9 protein-coding genes are annotated in these 11,927 nt (G+C 66.7%); 7 read left to right on the top strand and 2 right to left on the bottom strand.

Annotated elements, in window-relative coordinates:
* Positions 1–143 precede the first annotated feature (143 nt).
* Entirely contained in the window at positions 144–1,490 is a 1,347-nt protein-coding gene (locus tag ACX9MO_RS19060; RefSeq protein ID WP_222490135.1) for a dicarboxylate/amino acid:cation symporter, read from the top strand.
* Positions 1,491–1,636: 146 nt separating this feature from the next.
* On the opposite strand, the gene ACX9MO_RS19055 is transcribed toward ACX9MO_RS19060, so the two are convergent.
* Positions 1,637–3,511 carry an amidohydrolase gene (locus ACX9MO_RS19055; protein ID WP_462212988.1) on the bottom strand — a complete coding sequence of 625 codons (1,875 nt, stop codon included), beginning with the start codon at positions 3,509–3,511 and terminating at the stop codon, positions 1,637–1,639.
* Positions 3,512–3,777: 266 nt separating this feature from the next.
* On the opposite strand from ACX9MO_RS19055, the gene ACX9MO_RS19050 reads away from it, so the two are divergent.
* Positions 3,778–5,019: an aminopeptidase gene (locus ACX9MO_RS19050; protein ID WP_462212987.1), complete on the top strand. Its 1,242-nt coding sequence runs from the start codon at positions 3,778–3,780 to the stop codon at positions 5,017–5,019.
* 277 nt (positions 5,020–5,296) lie between these two features.
* On the opposite strand, the gene ACX9MO_RS19045 is transcribed toward ACX9MO_RS19050, so the two are convergent.
* Complete coding sequence (locus tag ACX9MO_RS19045) at positions 5,297–6,094, bottom strand: MurR/RpiR family transcriptional regulator (protein ID WP_462214481.1); 798 nt, start codon at positions 6,092–6,094, stop codon at positions 5,297–5,299.
* A gap of 179 nt (positions 6,095–6,273) precedes the next feature.
* Here ACX9MO_RS19045 and ACX9MO_RS19040 point away from each other — a divergent pair, with 179 nt between their 5' ends.
* From ACX9MO_RS19040 to ACX9MO_RS19020, 5 genes are all read left to right on the top strand, one after another.
* The gene (locus tag ACX9MO_RS19040; protein ID WP_462212986.1) at positions 6,274–7,890 is read left to right on the top strand and encodes an ABC transporter substrate-binding protein; all 1,617 of its coding nucleotides are present in this window, start codon (positions 6,274–6,276) and stop codon (positions 7,888–7,890) included.
* 71 nt (positions 7,891–7,961) lie between these two features.
* Positions 7,962–8,939 (top strand): ABC transporter permease, encoded by a 978-nt coding sequence (locus ACX9MO_RS19035; RefSeq protein ID WP_222490130.1) that lies wholly within the window; start codon positions 7,962–7,964, stop codon positions 8,937–8,939.
* Positions 8,936–9,898 (top strand): ABC transporter permease, encoded by a 963-nt coding sequence (locus ACX9MO_RS19030; protein ID WP_462212985.1) that lies wholly within the window; start codon positions 8,936–8,938, stop codon positions 9,896–9,898. The genes ACX9MO_RS19035 and ACX9MO_RS19030 overlap by 4 nt, the downstream gene beginning before the upstream one ends.
* Complete coding sequence (locus tag ACX9MO_RS19025) at positions 9,895–10,893, top strand: ABC transporter ATP-binding protein (RefSeq protein WP_462212984.1); 999 nt, start codon at positions 9,895–9,897, stop codon at positions 10,891–10,893. The genes ACX9MO_RS19030 and ACX9MO_RS19025 overlap by 4 nt, the downstream gene beginning before the upstream one ends.
* On the top strand, positions 10,893–11,927 hold the full coding sequence (locus ACX9MO_RS19020; protein WP_462212983.1) for an ABC transporter ATP-binding protein: 1,035 nt from the start codon (positions 10,893–10,895) through the stop codon (positions 11,925–11,927). Before ACX9MO_RS19025 ends, ACX9MO_RS19020 begins: the two co-directional genes overlap by 1 nt.

Below are 11,927 nucleotides of genomic sequence, written 5' to 3'. Positions count from 1 at the left end.
AATGCCCGGTGCGCACGCGCGGAAAACGCGTGTCTGCAGATAAATGGGCAGACAAAAGTCTAGTCGCGCCACATACTTGCCCCATCATTTCATCCGCGGCCCGCAAGGGTGGCACTTTCCAGAACGCTATTTCGGAGGTCCCCATGAGTGATGTCCCCCCCGGCAAGAAACGCTATTCGCTCACCACACAGGTGATGATCGGGATGAGCGCGGGCCTCGTGCTCGGCGTGATCCTGAACATGATCCAGATCGAGTTCATCAACACCCATATCGTGGGCGGCCTCTTCGGGATGGTCGGACGGATGTTCGTCAACGCGCTCTCGATGCTGGTCGTGCCGCTGGTCTTCTTCTCGCTGATCTGCGGCGTGGCGGGGATCGGTGACATCCGCATTCTCGGGCGCGTCGGCGGCAAGGCCTTCGGCCTCTACCTGCTGACCACCGCAACGGCCATTGCCGTCGCGATCCTGATCGCCCTCGTGGTCGGGCCGGGGCAGGGCTTCCAGATGGAGGGCGTCGATACCTCAGGCGTCACCGGCCGCGAGGCGCCCTCGGTCTGGGATACCTTCGCCTCCATCGTGCCGCGCAACCCGGTGGCCGCCTTCGCGGGCGGCGAGATGCTGCAGATCATCTTCTATACCATCATCCTCGGCATCGCGGTGCTGATGATGGGGGACCGGTCCAAGACCTTCGTGGAAGCCTGCGAATACATGAACGAGCTGATGATGAAGGTCGTGCAGATCGTCATGGCCTTCGCGCCGATCGGGGTCTTCTGCCTGATCACCAAGACCTTCACCGAGCAGGGCATCGGGCTCTTCCTGCCCGTGCTGGCCTATGTCCTCGTGCTGGTCTTCGCGCTGCTGCTGCACCTCTTCGGCACGCTGATGATCTATCTCAAGGTCTTCTCGGGGCTCAATCCCTTCATCTTCATGAAGAAGATCCGCCCGGCGCAGGTCTTTGCCTTCTCGACCGCGTCCTCCAACGCAACGATCCCCGTCACCCTGCGCTGCGTGACCGAGCGGATGGGGGCCACCAACTCGGTCGCCTCCTTCTCGGTGCCCTTTGGTGCGACGATCAACATGGACGGCACGGCGATCATGCAAGGCGTGGCGACGGTCTTCCTCGCCAATGTCTATGGCATCGACCTCGGCCTGGGGGGCTATCTGACGGTTATCGCCATGGCCGTGCTGGCCTCCATCGGTACGGCGGGCGTACCGGGCGTGGGCCTCGTCATGCTGACCATGGTGCTGGGGCAGGTGGGCCTGCCGATCGAGGGCATCGCCCTGATCCTCGGCGTCGACCGCCTGATGGACATGATCCGTACCGCGGTGAACATCACCGGCGACGCGGTGGTGACGACCATCGTGGCGAAGAGCGAGGGCCAACTCGACATGGCGGTCTACGAGAACCCCGAGGCCGGGGTGATCAGCGACAAGCTGGATATCGATCCGGTCGCCGAGGGGCATCTGGCCGAGGCGGCACGTCCTCACTGAGAGCCTGAAACTATGGGCCCCGCACCGAGGGCTGCGTGCTGAGAGGCCTTCCCCGGAAGGCACCTCGGGACCGACGACACACGAAAGGGCGCGGACTCACCGCGCCCTTTTTCCGGTCCTGAAAGGCGCGCCTTGCGCCCGGGGGCCTACATCGGGCTCACGTAGGTTCCGAAGAGGCGGCGGCACTCCTCGGCCGCCAGCAGGCAGCCGATGGGGCGTTCGACCCCGATCGCCCGGTTCATGCCGTGCAGGGCATAGTGGGCGAAGTCGGGATTGCCGAAGAAGGGGTGATCGCGCAGTTCGGTCTTCTTCACGCCCTCCTGCGCCTCGTAGATCACCTTGTCCTCCTTCACCGTCACCAGCACATCGATCTCTGCCAGAGTCTCGGGATCGACCGCGGTGGGGTCATCGGAGAGCAGGACGAAATCGGCCAGCTTGCCGGCCTCGATGCTGCCCTTGCGGTCTTCCTCGAAGTGCTGCCAGGCGGGCCAGATCGTCAGCGCCTTGAGCCCGTCCATCACGCTCACCCGGTGCTCCGGGCCGAGGATGTCGCCGGAGCGCGTGCGCCGGGTGACCGTGGCCGAGAGGATGCGCATGCTGTCCGGGAAGGCCACCGGCGCGTCATGGTGCGAGCCGAACATCATGCCCCGGGTCCGGACCCAGCCGGTGGGCGAGATGTTGTCGGCATTCACCGGGCCCACGGTGTGGTCGCGGTGCCAGTCGCCCCAGTAGAAGGTGTGCATGGGGAAGAGCGAGGGGAAAATCCCCAGCCGTTGCAGGCTGTCGACCTGATCCTCGCGCAGGAACTGGCCATGCACGAGGACCGGGCGGTTCACCGGCGGGCCATAGGTTTCCTCCGCGGCCTCGATCGCGGCGATCAGCATGTCCGAGGCGCCTTCGCCATTGGCATGGGTGATGATCTGGATGCCCTTGCTGAAGCACCAGTCGACCGCTTCCATGGTCTGGTCCTCGGTGATCGCGGAATAGCCCTTGTAGCCCGGGGGATAGGCCCCGACCGGGTCGTAGTAGGGCCGGTCGCGCAGCGCGGTGAAGCCCTGCGGCGAGCCGTCGATGGTCAGCTTGCAGCCGCCGACGCGGACGTGGCCGTCGTAGTCGCGCGATACCGTGTCCTCGATGAAGTCGCGCGCCTCCAGCACGTCCGGGAAGGCCACCACGTCGATCGGCAACTCGCCCTTCGCGTCCACCGCCTTGAGTGCCGCGACATTGCCCGCGCTGGAGCGTCCCTCCTGACCGGTTGTATAGCCGAACCGCGCCCACATATCCGCACCGGCCTTGGCAAAGGCCTCGAAGGCATCCGGACCCAACTGGCCGAGCAGCGGGAAGAGCGCGCCGAAGAAGGCGTATTCCTCCAGCACGCCGTTCGGGCGGCCGTCCGCGTCACGCTGGATCACGCCGCCGGGTGGGTTCTCGGTTGCGGACGTGATGCCGGCCAGCTCCAGCGTCTTGGAATTCGCCACGCCGAGGTGGCCGGACTGGTGCACGATCACGATCGGCATCTCGGTCGACACGGCGTCGAGGTCGTCGCGCGTCGGGTGGCGCAATTCGGCCAGCTGCGCATTGTCATAGCCGAAACCGATGATCACGCCCGCGGCCTCGACGGTTTCGCGGTTTGCGTCAACCCAGTCGCGCAAGCCTTTCTGAAGACTGGGAATATCGCGCACGTCGCCGTCGGGCGGAGCCAGCATGTTGGCCGAGAGCGCCTGTAACCCGCCCAGCACCACGTGGCCGTGGCTGTCGATGAATCCCGGCACCATGGTGCGCCCGGCGAGGTCGAACATCTCTGTCTCGGGGCCCTTGTGGGCGGCAAGCGCATCCAGCGTGCCGGTGGCGAGGATCACCCCGTCCTTCACGGCGACGGCCTCGGCCCTCGGTTCTGCATCGTTGATGGTGAGGATCGGGCCGCCGGAATAAATCCGGTCCGCGATGTCCTGTGCGTGGCTGCCGCCCGCCGTCAGGAGGGTGCCCAGAAGAAGGGCCGCAGAGCCTGTCAAAAAACGCATCGTGAAAACCTCCGATGACTACCTGAAACACACGGCATGGGAGAAATGGAACTATGGGGTGCCGCAGGGGCAGCGTAGGCCAGAGGGGTCCCCGGGTCACCCTCGAATCCCGTGCCGCTGCGTCGGGAGCGGTCTGCGCCCCGTTACCTCACGCGCGAGGACGTGACCGGGGCTGCCGCGCAGAGGCCCTTGCACTCGCCGTCCGGATCCGCAGGCTGTGCGCAATCGGTCCGGCGTGCCCGGGCCCGGAGTTTCAAGGAGTTCCTATGACCGCCAGCCCCATCGATCCCGCGCAGCTTGCCCGCCTTGCCGATGTCGCCGTCAACGTCGGCCTCAACCTGCAGCCGGGGCAGGACCTGATCCTGACCGCCCCGGCCGAGGCGCTGCCCCTCGTCCGGGCCATCGCGCAGAGCGCCTATCGCGCCGGGGCCGGGGTCGTGACCCCGATCCTTTCGGATGACGAGATTGCGCGCGCCCGGTTCCGCCACGCCTCCGACGCCAGCTTCGACCGCGCGCCGGACTGGCTCTACAAGGGCATGGCGCAGGCCTTCGACGCGGGCGCGGGCCGGATGGCGATCGCGGGCGCGGACCCGATGGCCCTGGCAGAGGAGGACCCCGAGAAGGTCGCCCGCGCCAACAAGGCCAATTCGCTGGCCTACAAGCCCGCGCTCGAGAAGATCTCCACCTTCGAGATCAACTGGACCATCGCGGCCTATCCGACCGTCGGCTGGGCGCGTCAGGTCTTCCCCGATCTGCCCGAGGAAGAGGCGGTGCGGACCCTGGCCGAGGCGATCTTTGCCGCCTCGCGGGTGACGGGCGACGATCCCGTGGGGGCCTGGGCCGCGCATAACGCGGCGCTGCGCGAACGCTCCAGCTGGCTCAACGCGGAACGGTTCGACGCGCTGCATTTCACCGGGCCGGGCACCGACCTGATGGTCGGCCTCGCCGAGGGGCACGAATGGCACGGCGGCGCCTCTACCGCGCAGAACGGCGTGACCTGCAACCCCAACATCCCGACCGAGGAGGTCTTCACCACGCCCCACGCCCACCGGGTCGACGGCACGGTGCGGGCCACCAAGCCGCTGTCCTACAACGGCGCGCTGATCGAGGAGATCGAGATGCGCTTCGAGGGCGGCCGCGCGGTCGAGGCGCGCTCCAGCAAGGGCGAGACGGTGCTGCACCGGATGATCGACAGCGACGAGGGCGCGCGCCGTCTGGGGGAGGTGGCACTGGTGCCCTTCTCCTCGCCGATCTCCCAGACCGGGCTTCTGTTCTACAACACGCTCTTCGACGAGAACGCCGCCTGCCACATCGCCATGGGGCAGTGCTACTCCAAGTGCTTCCTCGACGGGGCGTCGCTCTCGTCCGAGCAGATCGCGGCGCAGGGCGGCAACAGTTCCGTCATCCACGTGGACTGGATGATCGGCGGGCCCGACACGGACATCGACGGCGTCCGGGCCGATGGCACCCGCGTGCCGGTCTTCCGCAAGGGCGAATGGGCCCGCTGAGGTGGCCTCGGGGCAGGGGGCGCGGCCTCCCGGCCTTGGGCTGAAGGCGGGCTGAGCGCCGGCGAGGAGCCGGCGCACGGCCAGTCGAGCAAGGGGCGTCCGCAGGCGGGCGCCCCTTTTCGTTTGGGGCGTTCGGTTGGGAGCCTGTGCCGGGGGGCACGCCCTTGGGTCCTTGATTTTAGGGCCTTGTCCTTCAGGAACCGTGTTCCGGGCCCTGTGTTTCAGGTCCAGTGTTTTGGGCTTTCCGGCGCAGGTCTCGCGGGTAAGGCCTTGTGAGTCAGGCCTTGTGACGGGCGTCCAGACGGCGGTGCAGGTCCAGCCCCTCGACCCGGCGGTTGGCGATGGCGGCCACCAGCCCCTCGGCCACGGCCACGGCGGAGGTGATCGAGTTCGGCAGCAGCTTGCGCCCGGCATGGGCATAGAGCGCGGCATCGGCGTAGCGCACCAGCGGGCTGGTCGGATGATCGGTGATGCAGATCACCCCGGCGCCGCGTTCCCGGGCCAGCTGCGTGACCTCGATCGTCTCGGGCGCGTAATGGGGCAGGGAGCAGGTGATCACCACGTCGCGCGGCGTGCTGTGCAGCACCCGGCGGATCGCCGCGTTGCCGTTGCCCATCGGTCCGATGTTGGTGGCGTTGCCGCGGCAGTAGGGCTCCAGCCCGTGCATCAGCACCCCGATCGCGAACTGGCTGAGGCCGCCGCCGTAGGCAAAGACCCGGTCGGCGTTCAGGATCAGCTCGATGGCCCGGCTGCAGGTCTCCTCGTCCAGCCCGCCGCTGGTGGCGGAGAGGTTGGAGAGGTCCTGTTCCAGCCCGTTGCGGACCACGTCGAAATGCGAGGCGTCGGCGTCGATCTCGGCGCTGAGTTTCGTCGCGTGTGACAGGTCATCCCGCAGCGCCGAGACCTGCGACTCGCGGAATTCGGCGAAACTGGCAAAGCCGATGGTCCGGGCGAAGCGGGTCGCCGTCGCGGTCGAAACCTCGCAGCGGCGGGCCAGCTCCACATTGCTCATCGTTGCAGCTTCGCTTGGATTTTTCATAATGAAATCGGCGATTTGCCGGTGTCCCGGGCTCATGGACGGGTAGGCCTTGGAGACCCGTTTCGCAACGTCAGAATAGAATTTCTTGTCCATTTACCTAATCAGTCTCTTGACCCAGCGAGCCGTTTCATGAATTTCATCACTCCGTAACAAATATTTCATGCGCTGACAACGGAGGCCCGCGGCCCCCCGGCGCAACACGCAGGAGGATGCCCTTGAAACGACTTCATCTCATGGCCGGCACGGCCCTTGTTGCCAGCCTCTCGGCCGGCGTGGCGACGGCGGAAAGTCTCACCATCGGTCTCGCGTCGGAGCCCACCGCGGTCGATCCGCACTATCATGACGTCGCCCCCAACAACGCGCTCACGCGTCACATCTTCTCTGCCCTTGGCGCCCTCGACGCGAACCAGAACGTCGTACCCGCGCTCGCCAAGTCGTGGACCAACGAAGACGACAAGACCTGGGTGTTCAACCTCCGGGACGACGTCACCTTCTCCGACGGCTCGAAATTCGACGCCGATGACGTGATCTTCACCTTCTGCCGCCAGGTCAACAACGAGAGCGCCGTGGGCGCGACCGGCAAGGAAGTCGCGAACATGGCCGCGGTCGAGGCCGTGGACCCCTACACGCTGAAGATCACCACCAAGGAAGTCGAGCCGCTGCTGCCCGAACTGCTGGCCCAGATCATGGTGCTGAGCGAGGGGATCACCGAGCATGGCGATATCTCCTTCGATCTCGAGAACCAGTGCGGCGTCACCGGCGCATGGCCCTCGGTCGAGGATTTCAACAACGGCTCCGCGGCCATCGGCACCGGCCCCTTCGTGCTGAAGGACTTCACCAAGGGCTCCAAGATCTCGCTCGCGCGCAATGAAAACTACTTCGGCACCAAGCCGGAATGGGACGAAGTCACCTTCGTGCCCGTGCCCTCCGCCGGTCCGCGCCTCGCGGGTCTGCTCTCGGGCGACTACGACATGATCGAGAACCCCGCTGCCCGTGACATCGTGCAGATCGAGAAGAACGACGGGCTGGAATACACCTCCGCCTCGTCGAACCGGGTGATCTTCCTGCAGATGGACGTGGGCCGCGACGAGACCCCCTTCGTCGAGACCGAAGACGGCTCCAACCCGCTGCAGGACGTGCGGGTGCGCAAGGCGATCTCCATGGCGATCGACCGTCAGGCCATCGTTGACCGGATCATGGACGGCTTCGCCGAACCCGCGTACCAGTTCATCCCCGACGGGATGTTCGGCGCGATCGAGAACCCGGCAGAGCTGGAGTACAACCCCGAGAAGGCCAAGGAACTGCTGGCCGAGGCGGGCTATCCCGACGGCTTCAAGCTGACCTTCCACGCCACCAATGACCGCTACATCAACGACAGCCAGGCTGCGCAGGCCATCGCGCAGTTCCTGACCCGCGTCGGCATCCAGACCGATCTGGACGCGATGACCCGCTCGATCTTCTTCAGCCGCCGCAGCGGCCGGGAGTTCAGCTTCTCCATGGGCGGCTGGGGCTCCAGCGAAGGCGGCGCGGCCTCGTTCCTGCGTCAGTACGTGACCACCGGCAACCCGGACCTCGGCATCGGCGGCTCGAACTACGGCGGCTGGTCCGACCCGGCGTTCGACAAGGTCATCATCGAGGCGATCCAGACCATCGACGAGGCCAAGCGCACCGAGCTGCTGCAGCAGGCCGAGCAGATGGCCGTGGACGAGATGGGCTTCATCCCGATCCACTTCGAAAGCTCGATCTGGGCGTTCCGCAAGGGCCTCAACTACGAGGGCCGGAAGGACCAGTACACCCTGGCGGACGAGATCACGTCCGACGCTGCGAACTAAGCGGACCCGTTCCGCGACACCCGCCCCGGCGCGCCTGACGCGCCGGGGCCACATTTTCCCGGATTCTGCCCATGCTCACCTTCGTGACACAGCGCCTGCTGCAAAGCGTCGCCGTGCTTTTCGCGGTCTCGATCGCGGTCTTCCTGGCGGTCTACGCCGTCGGCAACCCCGTCGACCTGCTGATCAGCCCCGAGGCCACACAGGCCGAACGGGCCGAGATGATCGCGCGGCTCGGCCTCGACCGCCCGGTCTGGGCCCAGTACCTGACTTTCCTCGGCAACGCGCTGCAGGGCGACCTTGGCACCTCCTTCGTGCACGGCCAGCCCGCGCTGTCGCTGATCCTCAGCCGCATTCCCGCGACCTTCGAACTGGTGGTGAGTGCGCTGCTGCTGGCCAGCATCATCGGCATTCCGATCGGCCTCTGGGTCGGCCTGAACGACGGCAGCCTCGGGGCCCGCGCGGTGATGACCGGCTCGATCCTCGGCTATTCGATCCCCAGCTTCTGGAAGGGCATGGTGCTGATCCTCGTCTGCGCCGTCTGGCTCAACTGGCTGCCGGCCTCGGGCCGCGGTGACACGGTGACCGTCCTTGGCGTGCCGTTCAGCTTCCTGACCGTGGACGGGCTGCGTCACATGGCGATGCCGGTGATCAACCTCGCCATTCCGAACATCGCGCTGATGATCCGGCTGACCGCCGCCGGCGCCTCTGAATCCGCCCGCATGGACTACGTGAAATTCGCCCGCGCCAAGGGGGTCCGCGACACGCGCATCGTGCGTCGCCACATCCTGCGCAACATCCTGATCCCGATCGTCACCGTTCTGGGCGTGGAATTCGGCTCGCTCATCGCCTTCTCGACGATCACCGAGACGGTCTTCGCCTGGCCCGGCATGGGCAAGCTGCTCATCACCTCGATCTACCAACTCGACCGGCCCGTCGTCGTCGCCTACGTGATGCTCGTCACCTTCATCTTCGTGACGGTGAACCTGCTCGTTGACTTCGCCTATGCCGCGCTCGATCCGCGCGTGAAACTGTCGGAGCGCATGTCATGACCGATACCAGCCAGCAACTGACCGGCCAGCAAGCACTGGGCCAGCAAGTGATGGACCAGCCCGTCCCGCAACGCCGCGCGCCGATCGGCGACACCCCGCAGCGCCGCGCGATGCTGAAGCGGCTGAAACGCCGCCCCAGCGTGAAGGGCTCTCTCATCGCGCTGTTCCTGATCGTCGTGATCGGGCTGACGCTGCCCTTCTTCGCGCCGCAGAACCCCTATGATCTGACCTCCTTCAGCGTGATGGACAACCGCCTTGCCCCGGGGTCCGAGAGCTTCGAGGGCACCAGGTTCCTGCTTGGCACCGACCAGCAGGGCCGCGACATGCTCTCGGCCATCTTCTACGGGCTGCGCGTCAGCCTGCTGGTGGGGCTCGTCTCCACCGGGCTGGCCCTTGTCATCGGGGTCTGCGTGGGTCTCGTCGCCGCCGTCATGGGCGGCCGGATCGAGGCGATGCTGATGCGGCTCGTGGACTTCATCCTTGGCTTCCCGACGATCCTCGTGGCGCTGGTGATGCTGGCCATGATCGGGCGCGGGGTCGACAAGGTGATCCTTGCCATCGTCGTGGTGCAATGGGCCAACTATGCCCGGATCATGCGCTCTGCCGCGCTGTCGGAGCGGCGCCGTGAATATGTCGAGGCGGCCTTCAACCTCGGCTACGGCAAGCCGCGGGTCATGTTCCGCCACATCATGCCCAACAGCCTAAACGCCGTCCTCGTGGTGGCCACGGTTCAGATCGCCTCGGCGATCACGCTGGAGGCGACGCTCTCCTTCCTCGGCGTGGGCGTGCCGGTGACGCAGCCCTCTCTCGGCCTGCTGGTCGCCAGCGGCTTCGATTACCTGATGAGCGGCGACTACTGGATCAGCCTCTATCCCGGCATCGCGCTCCTCGTGCTCATCTTCTCTCTCAACCTCGTGGGCGACCGCCTGCGGACGGCCCTGGACCCGAAACGCTCATGACCGATCCTCGCACACGCAAACCCGTCCTCGAAGTCGAGGGCCTGCAGACCGTCTTCCATGACCTGGAAGGGGCCTGGCCCGCGATCAACGCGCTGGACCTGACGATCTACGAGGGCGAAGTGCTCGGCCTCGTGGGCGAGAGCGGCTCGGGCAAGTCGGTCGCCGGCTTCTCGATCCTCGGCCTGATCGACACCCCCGGCGAGATCACCGCCGGCCGCGTCCTCTTCCAGGGCAAGGACCTGCGCGAGATGGACGAGGAAAGCCTGCGCAAGCTGCGCGGCGCCGACCTGTCGATGATCTTCCAGGACCCGCTGACCACGCTGAACCCGGTGCTGACCATCGGTGAACAGATGGGCGAGGCGATCACCGAACACGGGCAGGCCGATGCGGAGACCCTGCGCCGGCGCTGTATCGACACGCTGACCAAGGTGGGCATCACCTCTCCGGAGGAACGGCTCAGCCAGTACCCGCACGAGCTTTCGGGCGGGATGCGGCAGCGAGTGGTGATCGCCATCGCGCTGCTCAACAGCCCCAAGGTGATCATCGCGGACGAGCCGACCACCGCGCTCGACGTGACGATCCAGAGCCAGATCATCGCCGAGATGCAGCGCCTGCAGCACGACAGCGGCGCGGCGCTGATCTGGATCTCCCATGACCTTGGCGTGGTGGCCGAACTCGCCGACCGGATCGCGGTGATGTACGCGGGCGATATCGTCGAGATCGGCACCACCGACGAGGTGCTCGACCGGCCGCGCCATCCCTATACCCGGGGCCTGCTCGACTCCGTGCCCGGCGACGTGCCCCCGGGCGAGCCGCTGCGCCAGATCGAGGGCAGCGCGCCGCCGCTCAACGCGCGGCCCTTCGGCTGCCCGTTCCACCCGCGCTGCGCCCAGGCGACGGACCTCTGCCGCAGCAGCGACCCCGCGCCCCGGGGCGACGGCGCCGGGCGGATCTGGCGCTGCCACCATCCCATCACCGCGCAGGAGGCTGCCTGATGCTCGATACCACGACCCAAGCGCCCGATGCCGTGCCCGAAACCGTCATGGAACTGCGCGGGCTGGAGCGGGAGTTTGCCCGCAAGCCCGTGCTGGCCGAACTGCTGATGAAGCTGGTCGGCAAAGCCCCCGACACGCCCTCGCTGAAAGCGGTCCGCTCGGTCGATTTCGCGATCCGGGAAGGCGAGGTCCTCGGCCTCGTCGGGGAATCCGGCTGCGGCAAGTCCACGCTCGGCCGGATGATCACCGGGATCATCCCGCCCACCGGCGGCGCGGTCACCTACCAGGGCGCCGATATCTCGGCCATGAAGGGGCAGGCGCTGAAGGACTTCACCCTCGGCGTGCAGATGATTTTCCAGGATCCCTATGCCTCGCTGAACCCGCGCCAGCGGGTGGGCGAGATCCTTGCCGAGCCGCTGCGCGTGCACGGGCTCGCCACCGACAAGGCCGACATCCGCCGCCGCGTGGATGCCGCCCTGACCGAGGTCGGCCTCGACACCTCCTACCGCGACCGCTACCCGCACCAGTTCTCGGGCGGGCAGCGCCAGCGGATCGGCATCGCCCGCGCGCTGATCGTCGAGCCGTCGTTCCTCGTCTGTGACGAGCCGATCGCCGCGCTCGACGTGTCGATCCAGGCGCAGGTGATCAACCTCTTCCTCGCCCTGCGGGCGAAGCGGAACCTGACCTACCTCTTCATCTCCCACGACCTTTCGGTCGTGCGCCACATCGCCGACCGGGTCGCGATCATGTATCTCGGCAAGATCGTCGAGATGGCCCCGGCGCAGGAGATCTTCGCCAACCCCGCGCATCCCTACACCCGGACGCTGCTGGAGCAGATCCCCTCGGTGAAGAACCGCAAGCGGCACTTCGAGGCGGTGAAGGGCGAAATCCCCTCGCCGCACAAGCCGCCCTCGGGCTGTGCCTTCCATCCCCGTTGCCCGATGGCCACCGCGCGCTGCCGCGCCGAGGCCCCCGTCACGCGCGAGATCGCGCCCGGGCGGACCGTTTCCTGTCACCTTCACGACGCAAATTGA

It is taken from the genome of Pseudooceanicola profundus (assembly GCF_054919315.1).
This window is presented reverse-complemented; position numbering and strand designations above follow the sequence as displayed.